Genomic DNA, 26,333 nt, shown 5'->3' with positions numbered 1-26,333 from the left:
CGCCCCCGAGGGGGACGGCCCGCAGCTCGCGTGTGTGGGGGCATCAGCCCCAGGTCACCGGCAGTTCGTACACGCCGTAGTGCATGGCCTTGTCGCGCAGGGGGATCTCCTCCGGGGCGGCCGCGAGGCGGAGGTCCGGGAATCGGTCGAAGAGCTTCTGGAAGCCGATGCGCAGGGTGGCGCGGGCCAGGTGCTGGCCCAGGCACTGGTGGATGCCGAAGCCGAAGGCGACGTGGCGACGGGAGCGGCGGGTGACGTCGAAGCTCTCCGGGTCCTCGAAGTGGTCAGGATCCCGGTTGGCGGCCGGGAGGGACAGCACGACGGTCTGCCCGGCCTCGATGAGCGTGCCGCCGACCTCCACGTCCTCCAACGCGACCCGGCTCGCACCCATGTGAGAGATCGTCAGGTAACGCAGCAGCTCCTCCACCGCGCGATCCATCAGCTCCGGGTTCTCACGGATCTTCTTCAGCTGGTCGGGGTGCTCCAGCAGGGCGAAGGTGCCGAGGCCCAGCATGTTCGGGGTGGTGTCCAGGGAACCGCCGATGGCGATCCAGGCAATGTTCGCCACCTCCTCCTCGGTCAGCTCACCGGTCTTCACCAACTTGCCCAGCAACTTGTCGCCGGGCTGCTCGAAGAGTCCCTTGACCATCCGGGCCAGCGCCTCGTTCAGCACCGTGGAGTGATGGACGAACTCCTCCAGCGTGTAGTCGAGCCGCGTGATCACCGTGAAGTGCTCGTCCAGCGCCGCGATGTCCTCCTCCGGCACCCCCAGCACGGAGTGCAGCGACCGGTACACGACCTTCTGCACGAACACCGGAAGCAGGTCCACCGGCGGTTCCAGGCCGGCCATCTCGTCGAGTACGCCGTCGATGATCCCGGCGAGCGTCGGCTCGTACTCCTGGATCTTGCGGACCGTGCAGAAGCCGGTCAGCAGGCGCCGGTAGCGGGTGTGCTCCGGCGCGTCCATCAGGACGAAGGAACCCGGGGCCGCGGGCTGCGGCTCGTACTTCTCCAACTCGAACCGCGGCGAGATCACCTGCGCCAGCAGCTCGTTGCGGTGGCTGAAGCGGGGGTCGGCCATGATGGCCCGTACGTCCTCGTGGCGGGTGACCAGCCAGCCGTCCTTGCGGCCCGGCGCGAGCACGAACTCGATCGGGCTGATCGGCTCCTCCTCGCGCAGCCGGCGGTACTCCGGGTCGGGGTCGAAGGGGCAGGTGCGGTCGGTCGGTATGACGTGTTTCCTCTGCTCGTTCGTCTGCTGAAGTGCCATGGATCCTCCGTCTGGTTCGGATGCTTCGGCTCGGTCGCGGCGGCCTGGTCCAGGGCGCTCAGGCACCGCGGACCGTGAGCGGCAGTTGCCGAAGGCCGAAGACGTTGACGCGGTTGTCGAAGTAGGACAGCGGGGTGTCGTGGTCGACGCGGATGTCGGCGTACCGGTCGAGCATCAGGTTGAGGGCGATGTGGCCCTCCAGGCGGGCCAGCGGGGCGCCCAGGCAGTAGTGGATGCCGTGGCCGAAGGCGAGCTGCTTGGCGTTGGGCCGGTCCAGCAGGAAGCGGTCCGGCTCGGGGAAGACACGCTCGTCGCGGTTGGCGGACAGCAGCCAGAGGTTCACCATCGAGTTCTCCGGCACCTTCTCCCCGGCGATCACCACCGGCGCCGTCGGCACCCGCTCGACCTTCAGGAACGGCGGCCGGGAGCGCAGCACTTCCTCGGTGAACGACGGGATGCGATCCCGGTCCGTACGCAACTCGCCCAGCAGTCCGTCTTCCTGATCCAGCGTCAGCAGCATGTTGCCGAGGAGTACGGCGGTGGTGACATGGCCGGCCAGCAGCAGCAGCGCGGTGAAGCTCACCACCTGCTCGTCGTCGAGGCGCTCGCCGTCGACCTCCGCGCGCACCAGCAGGCTCATCAGGTCGTCGTGCTCGTGGGCGCGCCGTTCGGCGATGTGCTCGCGCAGATACGCGTCCAGCTCCCGCACGGTCCGGTCCAGGATCTCGGCGCCCTCCGGCGTCTCCCAGTTCACCGTCAGCAGGCTGTCGGCCCACACCTGGAACTGCGGATGGTCCGACGGCGGCACACCGAGCATGGAGGAGATCACGATGACCGGCAGCGGGTTGGCGAACGCCTCGACCAGGTCGAACCGGTCGGCGCCGTCGAGACCGTCGAGGAGTTCGTTCGCCACCTCGGTGATCCGCGGCGTCAGCCCGGTGATCATCTTCGCGGTGAACACCTTGCTGACGATCCGCCGGAGCTTGCCGTGCCGGGGCGGGTCCAGCAGCAGCAGCGTGCCGCCCGGCGACTGCTTCTCACCGCCCGAGAGCCGGCCCACGGTGTCCGACGAGAACGTCGCCGGGTCGGCGGTGATCCGCTGGATGTCCTCGTGCCGGAACACGTGGTAGCGGCCGGCCGGGTCCCGCCACACGGGCTGCTCGTCACGCATCCGCCGCAACCAGGCCAGCAGCGTCGCACCGCCGTCGAGACCCACCTCGGGCGGCGCGGACACCTCGGGACCGGGAGGAGCGGGTACGGCTGTCATCTGGAACCCCTCTCATAGACCGGGCCGCGCGACAGGGCGGGCCGGGAGCGGCCCCAGCGCAGCACGAGCCGGGAATCGAAGACCAGAAAACCGCTGCGACTCTAGGGAATTGCCGGTACCGGAGATCGATTCGAAGGCCCCACGGGCTACTAGGGGATTTTTCAGAGTCGGAGGTCAAGCCGCCGTCGATGCCCCGAACGGACCCCAGACTTGGCCGCGTTCGAGGTGATCGAGCAGGCCACGCAGATCGCGTGAGCGTCCGAGCCCGAATCGCGTGAGCGTCCGAGCCCCGAGGAGATCCGGTGATCCCTTCCGTTCCGAACGCGGCGGGCCTGCCGCCGGTCACGTCCAGCGTGGTGCACGACCCGAGTCGGGGGGCCGAACTGTGACCGAAGACCGCCTGCGGGACTATCTGAAGCGGGTCACCGCCGACCTGCACCGCACTACCACCCGACTGCGGGAGCTGGAGGCCAAGGACCGCGAACCCGTCGCGATCGTGTCAATGGCCTGCCGGTATCCGGGCGGCGTACGCACCCCTGAGGACCTGTGGCGGCTCGTCGCCGACGGCACCGACGCCATCACGCCCTTCCCCGAGGACCGCGGCTGGAACGTCGACGCCCTCTACCACCCGGACCCCGAACACCCGGGCACCTGCTACACCCGGGAAGGCGGCTTCCTGCACGACGCCGCCGACTTCGACCCCGACTTCTTCGGCATGTCGCCCCGCGAGGCCCTCGGCACCGACCCCCAGCAGCGGCTGCTGCTGGAGCTCTCCTGGGAGGCCCTGGAACGGGCCGGCATGCCCCCGGGCACCCTGCGCTCCAGCCCCACCGGCGTCTTCGTCGGCGTCATGTACAACGACTACGGCTCCCGCTTCGACGTACCGCCCCCGGGGCTGGAGGGGTTCGTCGGCAACGGTAGCGCGGGCAGCATCGCCTCCGGGCGCGTCGCCTACACCCTCGGCCTCGAAGGCCCCGCGGTCACCATCGACACCGCCTGCTCCTCCTCTCTGGTCGCCCTGCACCTCGCCGTACAGGCGCTGCGGGCCGGAGAGTGCTCGCTGGCCCTGGCCGGCGGCGTCGCAGTGATGTCCACCCCGGTCACCTTCACCGAGTTCAGCCGCCAGCGCGGCCTCTCCCCGGACGGGCGCTGCAAGTCCTTCGCCGACGCCGCCGACGGCACCGGGTGGGGCGAGGGCGCGGGCCTGCTCCTATTGGAGCGGCTGTCCGACGCGCGGAAGAACGGGCACCGCGTGCTGGCCGTGATCCGGGGCAGCGCGGTCAACCAGGACGGCGCCAGCAGCGGCCTCACCGCACCGAACGGACCCTCCCAACAACGGGTGATCCAGGCCGCGTTGGCCGGTGCCGGGCTCTCGACGGCGGACGTGGACGCGGTGGAGGCGCACGGTACGGGCACGACGCTGGGCGACCCCATCGAGGCCCAGGCGCTGCTCGCCACCTACGGCCAGGGCAGGGACCCCGAACGACCCCTGTGGCTCGGCTCGTTGAAGTCCAACATCGGACACACCCAGGCCGCCGCCGGTGTCGGCGGTGTGATGAAGATGGTCCTCGCGATGCGGCACGGTGTGCTGCCTGCCACCTTGCACGTCGACGCTCCGTCCAGCCATGTCGACTGGTCCGCGGGCGAGGTCAGGCTGCTGGCCGAGGCCCGGGAATGGCCGTCCGGGGAAGGGCATGTGCGTCGGGCGGGGGTGTCGGCGTTCGGGGTCAGCGGCACCAATGCCCATGTGATCGTCGAAGAAGCCGGCGAGGCCGACGAGGCCGGTGAGGGGGACGCGGAGGAGCCGAGCGTCGGTGCCGGTGCCGGTGCCGGTGCCGGTGTTGTGGTGTGGCCGGTGTCCGGGGAGGGACCTGCGAATGAGGTCCCTCCCCGCCCGCCGTTTCGCTGGTCTACGGCGTTCTAGGGCGTTCTACAGCTCCAGGATCAGCGGCGCCTCCGTGCGGGCCGCTATCTCCCGCGCGGTCACTCCCGGCGCGCACTCCACGAGGACGAGGCCCTCGGAGGTGATGTCGAGGACGCCGAGGTCGGTGATGACGCGGTGGACGCAGCGCTCGCCCGTGAGCGGGAGGGTGCACTCCTTGACGATCTTCGGGCTGCCGTCCTTGGCGGTGTGCTCCATCAGGACGATGACCCGGCGGGCGCCGTGGACGAGGTCCATCGCACCGCCCATGCCCTTGACCATCTTGCCGGGGATCATCCAGTTGGCCAGGTCGCCGGCGGCGGAGACCTGCATGGCGCCCAGCACGGCGGTGTCGATGTGGCCGCCCCGGATCATGCCGAAGGACAGGGCCGAGTCGAAGAAGGAGGCCCCCGGCAGAACGGTGACGGTCTCCTTGCCCGCGTTGATCAGGTCGGCGTCGACCTCGTCCTCGTACGGGTACGGGCCGGTTCCCAGGATGCCGTTCTCGGAGTGGAGGACGACGTGGACGCCCGGCGGAAGGTGACCGGGGATGAGAGTGGGCAGGCCGATGCCGAGATTGACGTAGGAGCCGTCGGTGAGTTCGGCGGCGGCGCGGGCGGCCATCTCGTCGCGGGTCCAGCCCGGCTGCGTACGGACGGTGGTGCTCATGCTCGTACGGTCCCTCGTGTCGAAGACGCGGAAATCAAAAGGCGCTCTATCTGCTTGTCGGCGGCCTGGGCCGGGGTGAGTTCCACGATCCGCTGGACGAAGATGCCGGGCAGGTGGACCTCGTCCGGGCGCAGCTCACCCGGCTCGACCAGTTCCTCCACCTCGGCGACGGTGATCCGGCCGGCCGTCGCGGCCAGCGGGTTGAAGTTGGCGGAGGACTTGCGGAAGACCAGGTTTCCGTGCCGGTCGCCGCGCCAGGCCCGTACGAGGGCGAAGTCGGTGGTGATTCCGAGCTCCAGGACGTAACGGCGGTCGGCGAAGACGCGGGTCTCCTTGGGCGGGGAGGCCACGGCGACCGTGCCATCGGCGGCGTAGCGCCAGGGCAGTCCGCCACGGGCCACCTGGGTGCCCACCCCGGCGGGGGTGTAGAAGGCGGGGATGCCCGCTCCTCCGGCGCGCAGCCGTTCGGCCAGAGTGCCCTGCGGGACCAGCTCCACCTCCAGCTCACCCGACAGGTACTGGCGGGCGAACTCCTTGTTCTCGCCCACGTAGGAGCCCGTGACGCGGGCGATCCGGCCGTCGGCCAGCAGAACGCCCAGTCCGCGCCCGTCCACCCCGCAGTTGTTCGACACGACCTGAAGGCCGGTCGCGCCCTGGGCGTGGAGGGCCTGGATGAGCACGTCGGGGATACCGCTGAGGCCGAAGCCGCCGACGGCCAGCGACGCACCGTCGGGGATGTCGGCGACCGCCTCGGCGGCGCTCGCCCAGACCTTGTCCATAAGAATGAAGCCTTTCTTTTCCTGCCGGTTCAGGCGTCCTCGCGCAGAGCGTCCGAGATCGGCTTTGCGCCGCCGTGTGCGGTGAGGCCGCCGTCGACCGGGATCTCGGCGCCGGTGATGAAGGCGGAGTCCTCGGAGAGGAGGAAGACGACGAGCGGGGTGATGTCGTCGACGGTTCCCGTGCGGCCGAGGGGTGTCCCGCTGAGGTTCGCCTCGCGGAACGCGGGGGCGGCGGAGGCGGTCATGTCGGTCTCGATGAAGCCGGGGTGGATCGTGTTCACCCGGATGCCGCGTGGCCCGAGTTCCATGGCGGCGGTGCCCGACAGGCCGCGCAGCGCCCACTTGCTCGTGGTGTACGCGACCGGGTAGTGGGCGGTCAGCGCCGCCGACGAACCGACGTTCACGATCGACGCGCCCGCGCGCATCAGCGGCGTCAGATGCTGGATGCCGAGGAGCGGTCCGGTGACGTTGATCGCGTGGACGCGAGCCATGTCCTCGGGGCGTACCTCGTCGATCCGGGCGCGCCAGGTGACGCCGGCGTTGTTGACCAGCCCGTGCAACTGCCCGTGGGTATCGCGCAGTTCGGCGGCGAGCTGGGCCCAGTCGTCGTCGCTGCTGACATCGAGGCGGCGGCAGCCGGGAGCCTCGACGATGTCGGTGGCGATCACCCGGGCGCCCTCGCGGGCCAGCGCCTCGGCTTCCGCCGCGCCCTGGCCGGCGGCGGCTCCGGTGACCACGACGACCTTGCCGGACAGCCTTCCGGGGCGGTTGCCGCCGGTCACGGCCGCTCCCGGGTGCGACGCCGGGCGATGGGAACCGGCACCGGATCGGCGCCGGGGACCACGGTGTTGGAGACGCTGCCGATGCCTTCGACGCTCAGCGTCACCGTGTCGCCCGGTTTCAGCGGCGCCGGGTCCTGCCTGCCCCGTACACCCCACAGCTCGGCGAGACATCCGCCGTTGCCGCAGGTCCCGGAGCCCAGGACATCGCCAGGGCGGACGACGGTGCCGCGCGAGGCGTAGGCGACCATCTCCTCGAACGTCCAGCTCATGTTGGACAGCAGGTCCTCGCCGACCACCTCGCCGTTGACCGAAGCGGTGAGCCCGAGCCGCAGGAAGCCGTCCTTGTCGCGGTACTTCTCCAGCTCGTCGGCGGTGACCAGGTACGGGCCCAGCGTGGTGGCGGTGTCCTTGCCCTTGCAGGGGCCGAGGCCCACCCTCATCTCGGCGGACTGCAGGTCACGGGCCGTCCAGTCGTTGAAGACGGTGTAGCCGACGATGTGGTCGCGGGCCTGCCTGGGGGTGAGGTCTCGGCCTGCCCTGCCGACCACGGCGGCCACCTCCAGCTCGAAGTCGAGCACGCTCGATCCCGGGGGCATGGGGATGTCGTCGTGCGGGCCGTGCATCGCGTACGGGTTGGTGAAGTAGAAGGTGGGAGCCGCGTACCACCGCTCCGGCACCCCGGCGGCCCCGTCCACGGACCGCCGTACGCCCTCGACGTGTTCCTCGAAGGTGACGAAGTCCCGCACGGTGGGTGGCTGGAGCGGCGGCAGCAGACGCACTTCGGAGACGTGGGGGCCGGGCTGCGCGTCGAGCATCCTGGTGGCCGCATCGAGCAGTTCCGGCACGCTGCCCGCCTCGGTGAGCAGTCCGGTCAGGGAGTGGACACCGGACAGGGGGCGGAGTGTGCCGTCCTCGTCGACGACGGCCACATGGTGTTGGTCGCGGTGTTCGTAAGTGGCGAAGCGCATGGGAGGGGTCCAGTCGGTGTGGGGCGGGCAGGCACGGAGGAGCCGGGGGCGCGGCGTGCAGTCACGGCAGGACAGCGGATCACCGCGCCCCAGCGGCTGGAGGACCTTGCCGGCCGGGCGGTCAGACCGGCGGGGCGACGAACACGCCGCGGTCGACGTCGTTGAACGACTCCTTGACGATGAGTTCGTTCATCGGGTTGGCGGTGCCCCACTGGTCGGTGACCTCGGGCTCCGAGAAGTCGTAGACGTGGGGGTGCCAGGTGTCCTCGTCCAGTTCCTCCAACTCGGTGGTGTACTCGACGGTGTTGCCGTGCGGGTCGAGGAAGTACGTGAAGGTGTTGTCGCCCGCCAAGTGCCGGCCCGGGCCCCAGAGCTTGCGGAACCCGGCCCGCATCACTCGGCCGGAGCCGCGCATGTACTCGTCCAGGCCGCGCATCTCGAAGGAGACGTGGTGCAGCGAGGTGTGCGGGCCCTTGGCGATGGCCATGGAGTGGTGCTGGTTGCTGATCCGCATGAAGTGCATGACCTCGCCCATGTGCGGTGAGCCGAGCGTGTCGGAGAGACGGAAGCCGAGGTGGCGCTCGTACCACTCACGGGTCCTGTTCAGGTCCGGGGAGTTGAGGACCACGTGCGACAGGCGGACCGGGATCGACTCCTTCTCCTCGATGCGGCGGTGCTGCCGCGCCTCCACGTCAGCAGAGACCTCGATGGTGCGGCCGTCGACGTCGAAGAAGCGGAAGCCGTACCCGCCGCCCGGGGTGTCGAGCTTCTCCGGCTGGGAGATCAACTGCACGCCCTGCGAAAGGAGTTGCCCGGCCAGGGTGTCGACGTCGGCCGGGCTTCCCGCCCCGTAGGAGACCAGGTCGAGGCGCTTCTCGTCGGCCTTGCGCAGCCGTACGACGTACTGCTCGGGGCTGCCCTCGGCGGCGAGGAAGGAGACGCCGGAGTCCTCGGCGACCTTGGTCAGGCCCCAGACGCCGGCGTAGAAGTCGAGCTGCTTGTCGTAGTCGGGCACGGCGAGGTCGACGTGCCGCAGATGGGTGAGCAGACGGTTGCTCATGGGGGGATCCTCCTCAGGCGAGGTTGAGCAGTGCGGCGGCGTTTCCGCCGCGGATGGCGTGGAAGTCGGCGTCGGGCAGGTCCGCGGCGCGCAGCGCGCCCAGCGGGTCCTCGGTACCCATGTCGAAGGGGTAGTCGGAGCCGAGCAGGACCCGGTCCGGACCGGCGGCCCGGACCAGCTCCCGCAGTACGTGCGGGTCATGGACGAGGGAGTCGAAGTACAGCTGCTTCAGATAGCTGCTCGGCTCCCGGGCGCAGTCCCGGGCGTCGGGGCGGGCCCGCCAGGCGTGGTCGGAGCGGCCGATGTGGGTGGGAAGGTAGCCGCCGCCGTGTGCCGCGATCAGCTTCAGCCCTGGATGGCGGTCCAGCACACCGGAGAAGATCAGGTGGGAGAGGGCGACGGCGTTCTCGGTGGGCTGGCCGACTGTGTTGGACAGGTACCACTGGTCAAGCCGCTCGTCGAGTGTGCAGCCGAACGGGTGCAGGAAGATCAGGGCGCCCGTCTCCTCCGCGCGTGCCCAGAAACGAGTGAGCCGCGGGTCGGAGAGTTCCACCGCCCGTGTGCTGCCCGGCCCGGGCGCGTGGGAGGAGATCTCCACGCCGGCCAGGCCCTGGTCCAGTGCGTGGTTGAGCAGGGCGACCGCGAGGCCGGGGTGCTGGAGGGGGACCAGCCCGAGGCCGTGCAGCCGGTCGGGGGCCTTGGCGCAGTGTGCGGCCGTGCTTTGGTTGGTCAATCGGCATACCTGTTCGGCCAGTTGGGGCTCGGCCCAGTAGTGGTAGTGGGACGGAGAGGGGCTCACCAGCTGTACGTCGACGCCTGCCGCGTCCATGGCCGCGAGGCGCACGGCGACGTCCGTCAGCTTGGGCACGCGCGCGCCCACCATGGGACCGTTCACGGCGAGCGCCGCCGGCCCGTTGCGGCGGGCGTCGAGGCCCTTGGCCTCGACGAGTCCGGGCCGGCCGGCGACGGTCTCCTCGACCTCCGGGAGCAGCAGGTGGGCGTGGATGTCGATCGTCGGAGTCGACGGGGGCCGGGTCACGGGAGTTCCTTCAGCGCGCTCAGGGTGCGGTGCATCAGCCCGGGCACGTCCGCGTCGCGCACCCCGTCGAGCAGCCACTGGGCGAGCTGGACGGAGGCGTCGACGACCATCCGTACACGGGGCAGCCGTCTGGCGTGGTAGTCGGTGAGGAGCCGGTCGTCCCAGGTGTCCCGGCCGGTCAGCAGTTCGGCGAGGACCTGGGCGTCCTCCAGGGACATCGCGGCGCCCTGGGCGAAGGTGGGCGGGCAGGCGTGGGCGGCGTCGCCGACGAGCACGACCCGACCGCGGTGCCACGGACCCTCCACCAGATGCCGGTCGAACCACGTGTAGTTCACGGCCTTCGGGTCGGTGAACGAGGTGCGGAGCTCCTCCCACACGCCGCCGTAGCCCTCGCTGAGCGCCCGTATCTCGTCGGCGTACGCGTCCGGGTTCAGCGAGGCCCGGTCGCGGGCCGGTTCGACGAGGTACGTGTAGACGGTGTCTTCGCTGGTCGGGCAGTACCCGGCTATGAAACAGCGGCCACCGTAGATCATCTCGGTGCGGCGGACACCGGACGGGCGGGGCGCGGGGGCACGCCAGATGCCCATGCCGGTGGGCTGGGGCTCGTCGGTGATGCCGATCATGGAGCGGGTGGTGGAGTGCAGCCCGTCGGCGCCGGCAACCAGGTCGTAGCGGCGGCTCGTGCCGTCCGAGAAGGTGACGTCCACGCCCTCGCCGTCCTGTTGGAAGGCGGTGGCCGTGGTGCCGAGGCGGACGTCGGCGCCCGAGGCGCGCACCTGGTCGATGAGGAGCTGCTGCAGCCTGGGCCGCTGCATGCCGATGTGGGAGGGCAGGTCGTCGCCGCCGATGCGGAGTTCCTCGTGGGCGTGCAGCACGGTGCCGTCAGGGGCGAGGACTGCGAGGCCCTCGGCGGCGTATCCGTCCTTCTCGATGCCTTCGAGGACCCCGACCTCGCGCAGGACGCGCAGAGCGTTGCCCTGAAGGGTGATGCCGGAACCCGCGGAGGCCTTCCAGTCGGGGCTCGCCTCGACAAGGTCGACGACGATCCCGGCCCGGCGCAGCAGGACGGCCAGGGCGTTTCCGGAGGTGCCTCCGCCGATGACCAGGACGGTGCGGGTCCCCCCAGCCGGACGCTGGGGGAGGGTGGGGCTGTCAGCCATGTCGGGGATACCTCCCGGGGTTGGGCCGCGCGGCTTCGGGCGGCGGGGGGTGCGGCTCCCGCCTGCTGGGAGCGCGGGCCGGAGATCGTGCGAGATGCGGCCGGATGCTCCGTTGCCGCCCGGGGAGGGCGCATCAGGCGGGGCCGAGCGGGCTACTTGACGGCGACGGGGTTGACGGGTGAGCCGACGGCTCCGGTGATGGGCAGGGGCGCGGCGGTGAGCCAGAACTCGTACACGCCGTCGGCCGCGCAGTCCACGGCGAGGGCGTCGAGGTCCCACATCTCGCCGATGAGCAGACCCATGTTGGGGATGACGACCTGGTGCAGCGGCTGGAAGGCGTTCTCGAACTCGTTCGGCCGTACCTCGAAACCCCAGGTGTCGGTGGCGATCGCGGCGATCTCGGTGCGGTGCAGCCAGCCGGCGGTGGTGAACGACAGGCCGGGTGCCGGGCCGCCCGCGTAGTCGCCCCAGCCGTCCCGCCGGGCGCGGGCGAGGCACCCGGTGCGGACGAGCACGATGTCGCCGCGGCCGACGCTCACGCCGTGGGCCTCGGCGGTCGCGGTCAGGTGTTCCGCGGTGATCGCGAAACCGTCCGGCAGCTCCGGCGTGCCGTCGTCGTCACCGATGACCCGGCCCACGTCCAGTAGTACGCCGCGACCGGCCACGTGTGGGGCCATGTGCTCGATCCCGGTGACCAGGTCGCCGGCGGAGGTGACGACCCTCTCGGCGTCACGTCCGTTCCAGGCCTTGCCGTGATCGAAGATGTGGCCGAGCCCGTCCCACTGGGTCGAGCACTGCAACGGCATCGCGATCACGTCGTCCGCGCCGCCGATGCCGTGCGGGAAGCCCTGGTTGCCGAGGGCCGCGTCGGTGCCGGTGTCGAGCATGGTGTGCACCGGGTTGGTGCGTCGCCGCCAGCCCTTCTGCGGGCCGTTCATGTCGAAGGACTGCGACAGGGAGAAGCTGACGCCCCGGCGCACCAGGGCGGCTCCCTCGCGGCGCTTGGCCTCGTCGAGGAAGTTCAGGGTGCCCAGCACGTCGTCCTCGCCCCAGCGCCCCCAGTTGGAGTACGCCTTGGCCGCCTCCGCGATCGCGCCCTCGGGGTCGTGCCGGTCCAGGCTCATGCCTCGCCCTCCGCCACACAGCGGGTGCGCTGCACTCCCAGTCCGGTGATGGACCCCTCCATGACGTCGCCGTCGCGCAGCAGCCGTCCCCAGTGGATGCCGTTGCCGGCCGGGCTGCCCGTCAGCACCAGGTCGCCGGGCAGGAGCCGGGCGGTCTGGGAGATGTACGACACCAGCCGCGCGACGCCGAAGAGCATGTCCTTGGTGGACTCGTCCTGCATGGTCTCGCCGTTCAGCCGCAGCGTGACCCGCAGGTCACCCGGGTCGGCGACGGACTCGGCGGGCACGATCCAGGGCCCGAGCGGGGTGAAGCCGGGGGCGTTCTTGCAGCGCAGCCAGTCGGTGCCGATCGCGGGCATGTCCCGGCGGAAGACGGTGGCGCGGTCGGTGAGGTCGTTGGCGATCGTGTACCCGGCGACGTACTCCAGCGCCTCCTCGACGGACACCCGGTAGGCGGGCTTGGCGATCACAGCCGCCAACTCCAGTTCCCAGTCGGGCTGTTGGGCCCACGAGGGCAGTACGACGTCGTCGTAAGGTCCGGCGACGGTGCTCGGCAGACCGATGAAGACGTACGGCAGGTCCTCGGCGGCCCGGCGGTCCATGACCGCGGCGATCTCCGCGCGGGCCTCCTCGACGGTGCGCGGGTCGTCAGGGGAGCGGTGGGCGACTTCCAGGTCGATCACGTGCTGGCGGTAGTTGGCGCCGGACTGGAAGATCTGGCGGGGCTCCAGCGGGGCGTGCACATACAGGCCGTCCAGCGGCAGCCAGTCGAGCGTGTCGTCGTCGGCCAGGGAACGCAGGACCGGGAGGGTCTTCTCCCACCGTTCCAGTACGGCACGCACGTCGGACGGTGCCCAGTCCAGGGCTTTGCGCAGGTCGAGCACCCGCTCCTTGGCCAGGAGACCGGGGAACGGCTCCCCGTCCGGAATGGAGACCGTGCCGAGCGCAAACGGGCCGGCAGGTTGCACGAGCGTTGCCATCAGATTTCCTCCTGCTGGGATGCGGTCTACTGTGGCCTCGATCGGCGGATCACGGAAATCGCTCCTATGGATGCGTCGAATCCATGACGTGGATGGCTCTTGTTCGCATAGGTGGTGCCCGGTGAACCTGTCCCGACTCGACCTCAATCTGGTCCTCGCCCTGCGCGCGCTGCTGGAAGAGCGCAATGTGACCCGGGCTGGTGAGCGCGTCGGGCTGAGCCAGCCCGCCATGAGCGCGGCGCTGTCCCGGCTGCGCCGCCATTTCGACGACGAATTGCTCGCCCGCACCGGCAACAGCTACGAACTGACACCGCTCGGTGTCTCCCTGCGCGACCGCAGCGCCACCGCGTGCGACCTGCTGGAGCGCGTCTTCTCCAGCCAGGCCGACTTCGACCCGGCTGCCGAGAACCGTGAGTTCACCCTGCTCGCTGCCGACTACGGCGCGGCAGTCTTCGGCGCCGCGCTCGCCCGCGTCCTGCACCAGGAGGCACCCGGTATCCGGCTCACCTTCCGGCACCCGACGCCCGACATCACGGAGAACACCGCCGCCCAGCTGAGCACCGTCGACGGACTGCTGATGCCGCACGGCGTCATCGACGGCTTTCCCGCGGTCGACCTCCACCAGGACCGCTGGCTGTGCATGATTGCCGACGACCATCCCGAGATCGGCCACGAACTCACTCTCGACCACCTGGCGCGCCTGCCCTGGGCCGTCTACCAGCGCCCCTACGACGCCCCGGCCGCCCGCCAGCTCAGCATGCTCGGCATCAGCCCCCGGGTGGAGGTGTCCGTGCAGACCTTCCAACTGCTGCCCCACATGGTCGAGGGCACCCGCCGGATTGCGATGATCCAGGAGCGTCTGGCGCGCCGGGCGGTCCGTTACGCCGCGGTGCGGGTCCTGCCCTGCCCCTTCGAGGCCGTGCCGGTGCAGGAGGCGATGTGGTGGCACCCGGTGCACGCCCAGGACGCGGCCCATATCTGGCTGCGGCAGAAGGCGGCGGAGGTGGGCGCGATGCTGAAGGGCCACGGCGCGGACGAGGCCGTATCCGTCGTACGGGGCGCGGGGCCGACGCCGGGCCTGCTCTGATCCCGGACCGGAAACCCGCCAGGTGTCCGGCACGTGTGGGCCTTGCCGCCTTGCCGCCTCGCCGCCGTCCGGTGCGTCCGGTACGACGGCGAGGCCGGCATGCGGTGCGGGCCGGGGGCCGCGGCACCGTCGTCGGTGCCCCGGCCCGCCGGCTCCGCGGCCGTCAGGCCAACTGCTCCGGGGCCGGCCGGAGGTCCGCGGTGCCCGCGCGGCGCAGGGCAGCCCACAGCCCCGCCGCGACAACCGCGGCAGCCGCGCCGAGCAGGCCCACCGCACCCGCGAGACTGCCGATCGCCGCCTCCAGCGCGAGCAGCACCAGCGGGCAGACGAACGCACCGCCGAAGAAGGCCGACGTCCACAGCCCCGTACCGCGGCCGCGGTCCTCGAACGCCAGGCGGGACATGGCACTGGTGAGGAGGGCGGGCAGTAGCATGCCCGTGCCCAGGCAGTTGACCACCGCCCCGACGACCAGCAGGGGGGCGCTGCCGGCGAGGAACATCACCCCGAAACCGGCGCCACAGATCGCGAAGACTGCGGGCAGCGTCACGTCCGGAGAGCGCTTCAGCCGGGCGAACACGACCGCTCCGGCCACGGTGGCGGCACTTGCGATCGCCGTGGCCAGACCGATTACGCCGGGGTTCTCCACGCCGAGGTCGTCGAGCAGGTACGCCATCTCCACCGGGACCGTGTAGAAGACCATCGCTCCGAAGAAGGTGAGGGCGCAGATCCCCGCCATCGGCCGCCAGGGGAACGGACGACGGTTCATGGCAACGGCCGGGGCCTCGTGGGCGGCCGCGCGGGCCGCAGGGTTGGGCAGAGTGGCGGCCATCAGCGGGGCGATCACCAGGCTCACGGCGTAGATCCAGAAGGGCACGCGCCAGCCCGCCGCACCGACGGCGCCGCCGACCACGAAGAAGGCGGTGGCCGACGCGGAGGTGCACACGGCCTGCAGCGCCAGGTACTTCACCCGCTGCCGGCCGCTGTAGTAGTCGCCGATCAGTGTGGTGCAGCAGGTCATGATGGCGGCCTCGGCGACACCGACCAGGGCACGGCTGGCGATGATCGCGCCGAGCGAGTCCAGCCAGAGCGGCGCCGTTCCGAACATGGCGTACAGGACGGTCGCCACGACCAGCAGGCGCTTGCGGCCGAGCCGGTCCACGATCACCCCGGCGAACGGGGCCAGCAGTGCCAGCGACAGCGCCGGAACGGTCAGCGCGAGAGGTACCAGCGCCTTCGCCCCCGGCGTCGAGGCGAAGTGGTCCTGCATCCTCGGCAGCACCGGGGCGATCAGCACTGCCCCCAGGACCGGCAGACAGCTGCCCGCCATCAGCAAGGTCAGGCGCAGCAGATGCGCCGGGCCAGAGGTGGCGACCGGTGACGGAGCGGTGTCGTCCACCGCGGTGCGGGACGGGGGCATGGAACCGGGCATGGCGACTCCAGGGACGTGTAGACGTATGTGCGGGAGCGGGCATGCCTTTCACGGGCGCACAAGGCGCACGGCATGCTGCGGATGGCCGCACGGCGGCGGCTGATCCGGACAGCGGCGTGCGGGTAGGGATGACTATGGGGGGCCGTGGCCTGCGCCACCATCCTCCGAGCGATCCGAATCCGGTATCCGGTCCATCCACGCCATGGATGGGCTCGCGCCGCGCCGGTAGCCCGTCGTCCGCCGCTATCGTTTGAAGGTTCAATCGCTGCCCGATACGGTGTGACCATGACCACTTCGCCACGCTGGCTCAACAGCGAGGAGCGGCGGGCCTGGCTGGCCTACATCGACTTCTCCACGCTGCTGGCCGACCACCTCAACCGGCAGCTCCGCCGGGACGCGGGGGTGACGCACGCGGACTACGTCCTCCTGGTCCACCTCTCCTCGGCCCCCGAGCACACGTTGAACATGTCGGAGCTGGCCGAGCGGCTGAAGATCACCCGCAGTCGGCTCACCCATGCGGTGACCCGGCTCCAGGAGTCCGGTTACGTGGACCGCCGGGAGGACCCCGCCAACCGCCGCAACCAGCTCGCTGTCCTCACCGCACAAGGGCAGGGCCTGCTGGAGCGCGCGGCCCCGGGCCATGTGGAGGCCGTACGCCGGGCCGTCTTCGATGCGCTGACCCCGGAGCAGGTCACCCAACTCGCGGAGATCGGCGAGGCGATCACCGACGCGCTCCAGTGCGCGGACGCCGCCGGGGACGACCGCCAGGTGCTGCCGTGGCGTCGTCGTTAGGGTCCGTCGGAAGGACTCTAGGGGAATCCTGCGTCCGTTTCGGACGAAGGTGGTCCGATACGCCGTACCCCTGGCCGGAGCATTGCGAGCAGTCGCGCACGCTGCGTGGTGCGCCCGGCGCACAATGAACCCTGAACGTACTGCTGCGCAGGTGATCCGTGAGTTCACCGACGGTGGCTCCGGGCGGGTGGAGAGAAGGAACGATGGGCGAACTCGGTGTCGCTTCTGCCGCGATCGACGCCAGGGGGTTGGTCGTCGCCTGGAGCGCCGAGGCCCGTCGACTGCTCGGACACGAGCCCGGGGAGGTCACCGGCCGCCCGGCGGCCGAACTGCTCAGCGACACCCTTCCGGCCTCGGCCCTGCGCAGCCTCGCCGAGCCGGGCGAATGGCGCGGCACGATTCACGTACGGCACCGGGACGGCCACCCCGTGGAGTTGGAGCTGGCCGCACATCCACTGCTGGACTCGGCGGGGGAGACCCAGTGGTTCCTCACGGCCACGGTGCCGGAACCGACGGCACGGCTGCGATGGTGGGCCCTGGAGCAGTTCCCCGTACCGATGGCGATCTTCGACCAGGACGGGCTCGCGGTGTCCGCGAACTCCGCCATGGAAGAGGTGATGGGCAGACCGGAGCGGGAGCTGCTGGGCCGCCGGGTGGGGGAGTCGGCCGATGGCAGGCGCAAGCTGCCGGGCTTCGCGGGGATCGGCGACGCCGTGAGGCACGTACTGCGCACGGGCGAGTCCCTGCCGTACGAGGCATGGCTGCGCGCGCCCGGTGAGTCCCGGGAGCACGCCTGGCTGGTCTCCCTCAGCCCGCTGCGGGACGACGTCGGCGAAGTGCGGGGGATGTGCCTGGCGGCGATGGACAGCACCGAGCAGTTCCTGGCCCGGCGGCGGCTGACCATGCTCAACGAGTCCACCACCCGGATCGGCTCCACGCTGGACGTGACGCGCACCGCCGAGGAGCTGGCGGAGGTCTGCACGGACTACTTCGCCGACTTCGTCATCGTGGACCTGCTGGACCCGGTGCTCGCCGGTGAGGAAGCGCCCCCCTTGCCCACTGCCGGACCCCTGCTCTTCCGTCGTGCCGCCCACCGGTCCGTGCTGGAGGGCTGCCCCGAGGCCGTGATCCCGGTCGGCAGCAGACACACCTACGAAGAGGACTCCACACCGGGCCGCGCCCTGACCACCGGCCGGGGTGTGCTGTACGCGGCCGACGACGCCACCCGGCAGCGGTGGGCGGCGGGCTCGACGGAACGGGCCCGCAGTATCGAGGCCCATGGCATCCACTCGGCGATGGCGGTCCCACTGCGCGCCCGCGGGGTCACCCTCGGCCTGTCGATCCTCGCCCGCCACCGCACACCGGAGCCCTTCGGCGAGGACGACCTGCTGCTCGCCGAGGAACTCGCGTCCCGCGCCGCCGTGTGCGTCGACAACGCCCGCCGTTACACCCGCGAGCACGCCCTCGCGCTCCGACTGCAGCGCAGCGTCCTGCGCCACCAGGCGCCCCGGCAGGCGGCCGTCGAGGTCGCCTCCCGCTACCTGCCGGCGAGCTCCCAGGCCGGTATCGGCGGCGACTGGTTCGACGTCATCCCGCTGTCCGGAGCCCGGGTCGCGCTCGTGGTCGGCGACGTCGTGGGCCACGGTGTGCAGGCGTCCGCCACCATGGGCCGGCTCCGCACCGCCGTGCGCACCCTGGCCGATGTGGACCTGGCGCCGGACGAGCTGCTCACCCGGCTCGACGACATCGTGCTGCGCCTGGACGCCGAGTCGAGGACGGGCGCCTCCGAAGACCTGGACCTGGACCCGGACCGCCCGGGTGAGATCGGGGCCACCTGCCTGTACGCCGTCTACGACCCGGTCTCGCGCCGCTGCTCCATGGCCCGGGCAGGCCATCCGCCGCCGGCCCTGGTCGCCCCGGACGGCGCCGTCGCGTTCCTCGACCTGCCGACCGGGCCACCGCTGGGCCTGGGTGGTCTGCCCTTCGAGACCGCCGAGTTCGACGTCCCCGAGGGCAGCGTGCTCGCCCTCTACACCGACGGCCTCGTCCAGGCCCCCGACCGCGACCTGGACGACGGACTCGCCCTGCTGGGGCGGACCCTCGGCGGCACGGAACGCCCCCTGGAGGAGACCTGCGACGGGGTCCTGCGCGACCTGCTGACCGACCGCCCCGCCGACGACGTCGCCCTGCTCCTGGCCCGGACCCACGCCCTGGACGCCGAGCAGGTCGCCACCTGGGACGTTCCCGCCGACCCCACCTTCGTCGCCCAGGCCCGCAAGCTGACCTGCGCCCAACTCGCCGCCTGGCAGCTGGAGGACGTCGCCTTCGTCACCGAACTCGTGGTCAGCGAACTGGTCACCAACGCCATCCGCTACGGCGAGCCCCCCATCCAGCTGCGCCTGATCCGCGACACCACCCTCATCTGTGAAGTCTCCGACTCCAGCAGCACAGCCCCCCATATGCGGCGGGCCCGCGCCTTCGACGAGGGCGGCCGCGGCCTCCTGCTCGTCGCGCAGCTCACCCAGCGCTGGGGCAGCCGCCACACCCGTACCGGCAAGACCATCTGGGCCGAACAGGCACTTCCCGACGAGCCGGACACCGTCGGCCGATGCTGACGGTGTCCGGCTCGTCGGCGCCGGTCAGCTCTCGAAGTCCCCGTCCCGGGTCTCCGGCAGGGCCAGCACACACCCGAGGCTGACCAGGCGGCGGTATCGCCGTACGCGGTTTCCGCACCGCCGACGGCGCCATCGGTCTGTAATAGAACCTTCCGCTTCCGCTTCCGTTTGCGTACGACAGCGATCGAAGGAGCCGACGCCATGGCCGCCGTCGACATCAGCCCCGCAGCCGCCCTGCACCGCAGAGCCACCTACCCCACGCCCACCGCCGTCGTCTACGAGGGCCAGGAGTTCTCCGCCGCCCACCTCAGCCGCACCGCGGTCGAGCTGGCCGCCGGACTCGCCGAACAGGGGCTGCGCCGCGGCGACCGGATCGGCTACCTCGGCTTCAACAGCGTCACCTTCCTCCAGACACTGTTCGCCGCCGCCCACCTCGGCGCCGTCTTCGTCCCCGTCAACTTCCGGCTCGCCGCCGACGAGGTACGCCACATCCTCACCGACAGCGGAGTCCACACCGTGGTCGTCGAGGAGGGACACCGCGAACTCGTCGAGTCCGTCCTCGACGACATCCCCGCCCGCCGCCACCTCCTGGTCGACACCGACCCCGCCTGCCCCGCCGCCGAGGCGACCGCGGCCGTATGGATCCCCCTCTCGCGGCTGTTCGGCGCCGACCGGCCCACCCGGGAGGCGGTGCCGCTGCACGACGACGACCTCGCCGCCCTGATGTACACCTCCGGCACCACCGGCCGCCCCAAGGGCGTCATGCTCACCCACGGCAACCTGTGGTGGAACGCGGTCAATGTCGACAGCATGGTCGACACCCGCTCCGACGACGTGAACCTGGCCGTCGCCCCCCTCTTCCACATCGGCGGCCTCAACGCCCTCACCCTGCGCACCCTGCTGCGCGGCGGCACCGTCGTCCTGCGCCGCGCCTTCGACCCGGCCCGGTTCCTGTCCGACCTCGTCGAGTACCGGGTGACCTCCTTCTTCGCCGTCCCCGCCATGTGCGCCGCCGTCGCCCGCGTGCCCGGCTTCGCCGAGGCCGACCTCGGCGCGCTCAGGTCGGCGGTCGTCGCGGGCGCGCCCGTCCCACCGCAGCTCATCAAGGACTACGCGGAACACGGCATCCTGCTCCAGCAGGCCTGGGGGCTCACCGAGACGGCCCCCTTCGCCACGTACCTCCCGGCCCCCCTGACCCTGGAGAAAGCCGGTTCCGCCGGCGCCCCGATGCCGTACACCGAGGTGTGTCTCACCGATCCGGTCACCGGCGCCCGGATCGACGAGGCCGACACCCGGGGAGAGATCTGCGTACGCGGCCCCAACGTCACCGCCGGCTACTGGAACAACCCGGAAGCCACCGGCGCCGCCTTCGACGAAGCGGGCTGGTTCCACTCCGGCGACATCGCCCACCGTGACAAGGACGGCTTCTACTACATCGTCGACCGCCTCAAGGACATGATCATCAGCGGTGGCGAGAACATCTACCCGGCCGAGGTGGAACGCGTCCTCGCCGCCTGCCCCGGCGTCCTGGAAGCGGCCGTCATCGGCATCCCCGACCCGAAGTGGGGCGAGACCGTCCTGGCCGTGCTCACCTGCGCCCCCGGCAAGGCCCTCACCCTGGAAGAGGTACGCGACTTCGCCGGCCGTCACCTCGCCCGCTACAAACTCCCCACCCGGCTGATGCTGGTCGGCGAACTCCCCCGCAACGCCAGCGGCAAGCTGGCCAAGGCCGAACTCCGCCGCATGGCCGAGAACCCCTGACACCGCCGTGATCACACCTCTCGCCATCGACGTGAGGTTCCACCGCGTGCGAGACCCCCCATTGCGCGTCTGCTACCCGTACGGCGGCCACGACATCGCCGTGGAGCCGACGGCTGGGGAGACCGCCCAGCCCCTGGTCGGCCGCTCCCTGAACGGCCTCGTCACCGCGCTCTTCGCCGCCGCCCCGCTCTGCCGCCGCGTTGTCGCAGCACCGGCTGAGGACGACACCGCCGCACAGGGCGCCTTCGAGGCCGGCGGCTTCCGCCGGGTCACCGAGGCGGACCTCCCGACCGGCACCGTGGTCCTGTTCACCGCGGAACCCTCCTGGCTGGCCGACGTCCCCACAGCCCTGACGACATGCCCCGCTGACCCCACCTCCCGCCCCACCAAGACGGCCGACGGCACAGGCACGATGCCTGCCCGTCGGCCGCCGGCATTTCCGACCCGGTTGAGACCGCACGCCTCTGAGGCCGCAGGCCTCAAAGGGGCGCGGAGGGCGAGCAGCGGGTCGTCCAGGCGGGCCGCGACTACGCCGCCGGGTCCACCGCGATGATCCCCATCAACCCCGCCTGGGACAACCGGCTCCTCGACCACCTGGAGCGCGGCGAACTCGCCGAGTTCGACTCCTGGACCGTGGAGGGCATGGCGAAGGAGGCCGGCGGTTCCGCCCACGAGGTCCGAATGTGGATCGCCGCGTTCGCCTCCCTCGCCGCCACCGGGCCGTACGCGATGACGTCCCGGTTCTACGAGGCCGTCCCGGCATGGATCGCCGGGTTCGCCGTGGCTACGGCGGAGGGACGCCGACCGGTATGACGTACCCGTCGGCCACGACAACGCCGCGGCCCGGAATGGCCGGGCCGCGGCGAGGGGTGATCCTGCCGACGGGGCTCAGCTGCCGGTGAGGGAGACCGCCACGTCCGTGATGTTCAGGGGGAACTTGGACTTGGCGGCGTCGTTCACGAGGGTGGCCTGGCCGGTGAAGAGGTTGATCGTATACAGCGACGGCGAGCCGGCGCCGGCCGCGGTGAGGGAGGCGAAGGCCATGTTGTCGACCGTCTTGCCGCCGCTCAGCGTGCTGTAGATGTCCATGCCGGCGTTGATCTGGGCGTCGATGCCGAGGCTGCCGGTCGGGGCCAGGGTGCCGTTGTTGGCCGGGGACTGGATGACGACCTGGTCGCTGGTCGTGTTGACGTCGAACAGGGTGGTCGCGGTGGTCGCGTTGAGGTCGTTGTTCGTGTAAGCGGCCGCGGAGACACCCTTGGTCGTGCCCTCGATGCCCGGGGTGGTGAGGTTCAGGTCCTGGATGGTCGTGTGGTCGTTGAGGTTGTGCCGCAGGTTCTGGCCGTTGTCGCTGATCACGCGCAGCCGGTCGGCGGCCGGGTTGAAGTCGACGCCGAAGTTCGTGCCGTGCAGTGCGTACTGGAGCTGGGACACCTTGGTGACGACGACGTCCTGGGTGCCTGTCGGCGTCTTGATCGTGTAGATGCCGCCCTTGTTGCCGACGCCGTACATCAGGCCGTCCTGGACCCGGAAGTCGATGCCGACCAGGCCCGTGTCACCGCTGAGGCCGGTGACGGTCCTGACCCAGTTGAGCACGTCGGGCCGGTCGGTCCAGAACGCGGCCATCAGGGTGCCGTCACCGGTGATCCCGAAGGCGCGCAGGCTGGGGGTGGCGGCGGGCGCGGCCGAGGCGGAGCCCGGGGCGCTCAGCAGGAGCGCCGTCGACGTGGCCATGACCGCGAACGTCGCCGCGATTCTCTTTCGCATACCTGATTTCATCTTCTTTCCCTCCCGTTTGAAGAAACGCCATCTGGTGGCGCGCAGATGAGAAATTTGCGCACCTCCGCCCATACCGTCGACCGCCGGTCCTGCCGGAATGCCGACTGCGGTGTTCCCCCTCGGGCGTGGACGCGGCTCCCATTAAGCCCACTTCACACTCCCTCCACAAGCGGAGCTAACGATGGGAAAGCCTCGATCCGGGAATTTTGCGCACTGTGACAAAAGTGCGGGCAACGCGTTCGTCGTCGATTTACGCGAAGTGATAAAAGGGTCGTCCGGTTTTCGCCTGTCGACCTGTTCGGCGGGGATGACATGCTCGCGCCCATGGGGACCCTCTTCGCCGAACTGGCCCGGCGGGCGTCGACCAACGCCCGCCGGGAGGTCGAGGCATACAGACGTGAGATCCCGGAGTTCGCCTTCCTGGAGACGAACCGCCGGGCGCGGGACGAGACGCTGGAGTACGCGGTGTGGTTGCGCCGCCGTACCATCGAACTCTCACCGGACAACACCGAGTTGAGCGCGGACGATCTCGACTACATCGCCGCGATCGGCGAGTTGCGGGCCGGGGCCGGGATGTCGCTCGACGCGCGGCAGCGGGTCCTGCGGCTGCACACCGCGCTCATGCTGCGCGACATCAACGAGGCGACCGACGCCCAGCGGGGCGGCGGCGTCGACGAACTCATGCGGATGATGGGCTGGTTCGCCCCGCAGGGCGAACGCGGAATCAGCGCCTACAGCCAGGGATTCGTGACCGTACTACGGCGTCGCCTGCCGTATGTCGAGCAGATCGCCCTGCTGACCCGAGCACTCGTGACCGAGGATTCCATGGCAGCGGAACTCGCGACGGCCGTGGGCATGGAATTACCCGAATGCTACGCGGTGACGGTGATCCGAGTGCCGGACCGTCCCACCGGTGATCGCGCCCTGGAAAGCGATATAGAGGCCCTGGTGAAAATTCATCGGGCCCCGGTCATGTGGTGCCCCGAGGGTGGAGAGCGGGGCGGTGAACTGATCGCCCTGGTTCCCCTGAAGACCGGCGCGACGGAAACCGAGGTGCCGTACGACGTCCCCGACGCGATTCCCGAAGCCGTACTCGACCTCGTACGGGACTTCGCCGGGACCCTGGGCCGGCCCTGTGCCGTCGGCACCGCCACCGCACAGCGGTCCGAGCTCGCCGACGCCCTCGACCGCGCCCGGCGGATCAGCAGGGCGGCCCCGTTGCGCCGGGCCTCCGCCGGATTGCGACCGCACACGGTGGCCGATGTGTTCGTCGAACTCGCCGTCGCGGACCTGCCGTTCGCCGACGACTGGCTCCGCACGGTGGCGCGACACCTCGAACAGGGTCCGGACCTCCTCGTCACGCTCGACGCCTACTACCTCCACGACATGCACCGCGGGGCCACGGCTGCGGCTCTCAACGTCCACGCCCGCACCCTGGACTACCGCCTGCGCCGGGTCCGGGAACTCACCGGCATCGACCCCGGCTCGACACACGGCGTACGGGCCCTCAGCGCGATCGTCACCCGGCGCCTGTCCGGAGCGTGGAACTGAGGCAGGGAGCCGACATCGCGAGACGCCCGTGCCTCCCGTCGGCCGATGCGGCAGGCTAGGGCCGTGAGCGACTCCCATGACCCCCTGTTCATCAAGATCTGCGGACTGAAGACCGAGCGTGACGTCGACACGGCCGTCGAGGCGGGCGCCGACGCCATCGGGTTCGTCTTCTCGGCCAGCCCGCGCCGTATCGACGCGAGCACCGCCGCACGGCTGTGCGATCGCGTACCGGAGCATGTCCTGACGGTCGGCGTCTTCCGCGACGAACCCCTCGACGACGTACGCTCCCTGGCCACCGACTCGGGCATCCGGGCCGTTCAGCTGCACGGCCCGGAGGACCGCGGCTACTACGACGACCTGGCGACGGGCGGCTGGACGCTGATCCGCGCCGCGGCGTTCGGCGACTCCGTGCCGCGCTGCGGGGAGATGGGCGAGGACATGCTCCTCCTCGACGCCCCCGTGCCCGGCTCCGGCATCGCCTGGGACTGGTCCAGGAAGACGCTGGCCGGCGCCGGGGAGAGGTGGATCCTCGCCGGCGGCCTCACCCCGGACAACGTACGGGACGCCGTCGACGCCACGCGGCCCTGGGGCGTCGACGTCTCCAGCGGCGTGGAGCAGAGCCGAGGCGTCAAGGACCCCGCCCTGATCGCCGCGTTCGTCAAGGCCGCCCGCGGCGGGAACTGACCTTCCCGGCACATCGGGACAGGTGGGAGGAGTTCCCCCTACCAGTAGTGACCCCATCGTTCACCGCACGGTGGGGCCTGGGGTAGGGTCCCCACGGTTTCCGGCTACCGGCTGAAGGTGTGCCGGTACGGGGAGTGTCGGAGGGGCGGCGGCATGGCGGTGGAATCCGGGTGGGGCGAGAGCGGGTCCGTGAACACGGACGACACTCGGTTGGAGGAGCTGGATCCCCAGCCGCTGCTGACACGGGACTACGAGATGCGTCCCTCCCTCGTCTATGAGCGGCTGAGGCAGCGGCACGGCGCGGTGGCGCCGGTCGACCTGCTGGGCGTACCCGCCTGGCTTGTCCTCGGCTACCGCGAGGCGCTCCAGGTGCTCCAGGACGACGGCGCGTGGCCGAAGGGCCTGGAGAACTGGCGGGCCCGCACCGAGGGCCGGGTGCCCGCCGACTGGCCGCTCGGGCCGTCCCTGGAGGTCAACCACGTACTGATCCAGGGCGGCCCCGGATACGGGACGCTGCGCACGGCGTGGGACGCGGCTCTGAAGCCGTTCCAGGACCCACGCCACCCGCAGGCGAAGCGGCTGAAGACGGCCGTCACCGCCTACGCCGACGATCTGATCACCCTGGTCGGACAGGCCGGCACCACGGGGCACGCGGACCTGTCCGCCCAGTTCTCCAGGCCGCTGCCGCTGATGGTGGCCAGCCATCTGCTCGGCTTTCCCGGTTCCCAGGGCGACGACGCGCTCATGGACATGTGGCGCGTGCTGGACGCGGGCCCGGACGCCGAACCCGCCCTGCAACGGCTGCTGGGGGCATTGGCCGAACTCGCGGCGACGAAGCTGAAGACGCCGGGGGAGGACTTCCCCTCCTACCTGCTGGCCGCTCACCCCGACCTCTCGCTCGACGAACTGGCCCGTGAGCTGTTCATGCTGCTGGGCATGACCTCCGACCACGTCGGCATCCTCATATCCAACACGGTCGTCGAGGTCCTCTCAGGCGAGAGCAGCGTGCGCGCCAGCCTGTCCGCCGGGATGGTCCGGGAGACCATGAACCGTGTTGTCATGCGCAAGCCACCCCTGGTGAACTTCGTCCCGCGCTTCGCGACCGAGGACACCCCGCTCGGCAACTACACGATCCGCGCGGGCGACCCGGTGTGGGTCTCCTCCGCCGCCGCGCACGCCGACCCCCTGTTCGCCGACCACGTGGCGCCGAGCACCACCGTCAGCACCCGGGCCCACCTCTCCTGGGGCGCCGGCCGCCGCCAGTGCCCGGCGCGCGAACTCGCCTCGACGGTCGCCGCGGTCGGCGTCGGCCGCCTCTTCGAACGGTTCGCGCATCTGGACCTCGCCCTCCCCGTCGACCAACTCCCGTGGCGCTCCTCCCCGTTCATGCGGGGGCTGCGCTCGCTGCCCGTACGGTACGAACTGGCCGCCACCCCCGAGCGACCGCCGGTCGACAGCCTGGCAGCGGAGCCGACGCCGGAGTCCGCGGCGGAGCCGGACGCGGAGTCTCCCGAGAGCGTGCTGCCGGACCCGTCAGCCCGCCGGCGCTCGTCGCTGTGGCGCTACCTGACGGGGCTGATCCGCCCCGGCCGCTGACCGCCGCACCTCGTTGGTGG

The 26,333-nt window shown here is 70.9% G+C and carries 22 protein-coding genes and 1 pseudogene; 10 read left to right on the top strand and 13 right to left on the bottom strand.

Annotation, left to right across the window (positions count from 1 at the left end):
* Nucleotides 1-43: 43 nt before the first annotated feature.
* Both CES90_RS25320 and CES90_RS25315 read right to left on the bottom strand, forming a co-directional pair.
* A complete protein-coding gene (locus CES90_RS25320; protein WP_208921452.1) occupies nt 44-1,270 on the bottom strand; it encodes a cytochrome P450 in 1,227 nt (408 codons plus the stop codon).
* Between the two features lie 58 nt (nt 1,271-1,328).
* Entirely contained in the window at nt 1,329-2,537 is a 1,209-nt protein-coding gene (locus tag CES90_RS25315; protein WP_189786484.1) for a cytochrome P450, read from the bottom strand.
* Nucleotides 2,538-2,922: 385 nt separating this feature from the next.
* On the opposite strand from CES90_RS25315, the pseudogene CES90_RS25310 reads away from it, so the two are divergent.
* A pseudogene (locus CES90_RS25310) lies at nt 2,923-4,404 on the top strand (type I polyketide synthase); the annotation flags it as partial.
* Nucleotides 4,405-4,467: 63 nt separating this feature from the next.
* On the opposite strand, the gene CES90_RS25305 reads toward CES90_RS25310, so the two are convergent.
* From CES90_RS25305 to CES90_RS25265, 9 genes are all read right to left on the bottom strand, one after another.
* On the bottom strand, nt 4,468-5,127 hold the full coding sequence (locus CES90_RS25305) for a CoA transferase subunit B (RefSeq protein WP_189783531.1): 660 nt from the start codon (nt 5,125-5,127) through the stop codon (nt 4,468-4,470).
* Entirely contained in the window at nt 5,124-5,906 is a 783-nt protein-coding gene (locus tag CES90_RS25300; RefSeq protein WP_189783532.1) for a CoA transferase subunit A, read from the bottom strand. The genes CES90_RS25305 and CES90_RS25300 overlap by 4 nt, the downstream gene beginning before the upstream one ends.
* Before the next feature lie 29 nt (nt 5,907-5,935).
* A complete protein-coding gene (locus CES90_RS25295) occupies nt 5,936-6,688 on the bottom strand; it encodes an SDR family NAD(P)-dependent oxidoreductase (RefSeq protein WP_189783533.1) in 753 nt (250 codons plus the stop codon).
* Nucleotides 6,685-7,656 (bottom strand): fumarylacetoacetate hydrolase family protein, encoded by a 972-nt coding sequence (locus tag CES90_RS25290; protein WP_189783534.1) that lies wholly within the window; start codon nt 7,654-7,656, stop codon nt 6,685-6,687. Before CES90_RS25290 ends, CES90_RS25295 begins: the two co-directional genes overlap by 4 nt.
* 121 nt (nt 7,657-7,777) lie before the next feature.
* Nucleotides 7,778-8,716 (bottom strand): VOC family protein, encoded by a 939-nt coding sequence (locus tag CES90_RS25285; RefSeq protein WP_189783535.1) that lies wholly within the window; start codon nt 8,714-8,716, stop codon nt 7,778-7,780.
* A gap of 13 nt (nt 8,717-8,729) precedes the next feature.
* Nucleotides 8,730-9,755, bottom strand: a complete 1,026-nt coding sequence (locus CES90_RS25280; protein ID WP_189783536.1) for an amidohydrolase family protein — start codon at nt 9,753-9,755, stop codon at nt 8,730-8,732.
* On the bottom strand, nt 9,752-10,915 hold the full coding sequence (locus CES90_RS25275; RefSeq protein WP_189783537.1) for an FAD-dependent oxidoreductase: 1,164 nt from the start codon (nt 10,913-10,915) through the stop codon (nt 9,752-9,754). The genes CES90_RS25280 and CES90_RS25275 overlap by 4 nt, the downstream gene beginning before the upstream one ends.
* 152 nt (nt 10,916-11,067) lie before the next feature.
* A complete protein-coding gene (locus CES90_RS25270) occupies nt 11,068-12,039 on the bottom strand; it encodes a cyclase family protein (protein ID WP_189783538.1) in 972 nt (323 codons plus the stop codon).
* A complete protein-coding gene (locus CES90_RS25265; RefSeq protein WP_189783539.1) occupies nt 12,036-13,019 on the bottom strand; it encodes a fumarylacetoacetate hydrolase family protein in 984 nt (327 codons plus the stop codon). The genes CES90_RS25270 and CES90_RS25265 overlap by 4 nt, the downstream gene beginning before the upstream one ends.
* A 121-nt stretch (nt 13,020-13,140) precedes the next feature.
* Between CES90_RS25265 and CES90_RS25260 the strand changes: the two genes are divergently transcribed.
* On the top strand, nt 13,141-14,106 hold the full coding sequence (locus CES90_RS25260) for a LysR family transcriptional regulator (RefSeq protein WP_189783540.1): 966 nt from the start codon (nt 13,141-13,143) through the stop codon (nt 14,104-14,106).
* Nucleotides 14,107-14,269: 163 nt separating this feature from the next.
* Here CES90_RS25260 and CES90_RS25255 read toward each other — a convergent pair whose 3' ends face one another.
* The gene (locus CES90_RS25255; protein WP_189783541.1) at nt 14,270-15,535 is read right to left on the bottom strand and encodes an MFS transporter; all 1,266 of its coding nucleotides are present in this window, start codon (nt 15,533-15,535) and stop codon (nt 14,270-14,272) included.
* Between the two features lie 285 nt (nt 15,536-15,820).
* On the opposite strand from CES90_RS25255, the gene CES90_RS25250 reads away from it, so the two are divergent.
* From CES90_RS25250 to CES90_RS25230, 5 genes are all read left to right on the top strand, one after another.
* Entirely contained in the window at nt 15,821-16,327 is a 507-nt protein-coding gene (locus CES90_RS25250) for a MarR family winged helix-turn-helix transcriptional regulator (RefSeq protein WP_189783542.1), read from the top strand.
* 203 nt (nt 16,328-16,530) lie between these two features.
* A complete protein-coding gene (locus tag CES90_RS25245; protein ID WP_189783543.1) occupies nt 16,531-18,942 on the top strand; it encodes a SpoIIE family protein phosphatase in 2,412 nt (803 codons plus the stop codon).
* 201 nt (nt 18,943-19,143) lie between these two features.
* Nucleotides 19,144-20,703 (top strand): acyl-CoA synthetase, encoded by a 1,560-nt coding sequence (locus CES90_RS25240; protein WP_189783544.1) that lies wholly within the window; start codon nt 19,144-19,146, stop codon nt 20,701-20,703.
* A 46-nt stretch (nt 20,704-20,749) separates the two neighbouring features.
* On the top strand, nt 20,750-21,256 hold the full coding sequence (locus CES90_RS25235) for a GNAT family protein (protein WP_189783545.1): 507 nt from the start codon (nt 20,750-20,752) through the stop codon (nt 21,254-21,256).
* Nucleotides 21,253-21,516 carry a DODA-type extradiol aromatic ring-opening family dioxygenase gene (locus CES90_RS25230; RefSeq protein ID WP_229913881.1) on the top strand — a complete coding sequence of 88 codons (264 nt, stop codon included), beginning with the start codon at nt 21,253-21,255 and terminating at the stop codon, nt 21,514-21,516. The genes CES90_RS25235 and CES90_RS25230 overlap by 4 nt, the downstream gene beginning before the upstream one ends.
* Before the next feature lie 75 nt (nt 21,517-21,591).
* On the opposite strand, the gene CES90_RS25225 is transcribed toward CES90_RS25230, so the two are convergent.
* Nucleotides 21,592-22,437, bottom strand: coding sequence for a DUF4394 domain-containing protein (locus CES90_RS25225; protein WP_189783624.1), 846 nt, complete (start codon nt 22,435-22,437; stop codon nt 21,592-21,594).
* Nucleotides 22,438-22,806: 369 nt separating this feature from the next.
* Here CES90_RS25225 and CES90_RS25220 point away from each other — a divergent pair, with 369 nt between their 5' ends.
* From CES90_RS25220 to CES90_RS25210, 3 genes are all read left to right on the top strand, one after another.
* Complete coding sequence (locus CES90_RS25220) at nt 22,807-24,033, top strand: PucR family transcriptional regulator (RefSeq protein ID WP_189783546.1); 1,227 nt, start codon at nt 22,807-22,809, stop codon at nt 24,031-24,033.
* A gap of 45 nt (nt 24,034-24,078) precedes the next feature.
* Nucleotides 24,079-24,717, top strand: coding sequence for a phosphoribosylanthranilate isomerase (locus CES90_RS25215; RefSeq protein WP_189783547.1), 639 nt, complete (start codon nt 24,079-24,081; stop codon nt 24,715-24,717).
* 153 nt (nt 24,718-24,870) lie between these two features.
* Nucleotides 24,871-26,313 (top strand): cytochrome P450, encoded by a 1,443-nt coding sequence (locus CES90_RS25210; protein ID WP_189783548.1) that lies wholly within the window; start codon nt 24,871-24,873, stop codon nt 26,311-26,313.
* Nucleotides 26,314-26,333 lie beyond the last annotated feature (20 nt).

It is taken from the genome of Streptomyces capitiformicae (genome assembly GCF_002214185.1).
Taxonomy (GTDB): Bacteria; Actinomycetota; Actinomycetes; order Streptomycetales; family Streptomycetaceae; genus Streptomyces; species Streptomyces capitiformicae.
This window is presented reverse-complemented; position numbering and strand designations above follow the sequence as displayed.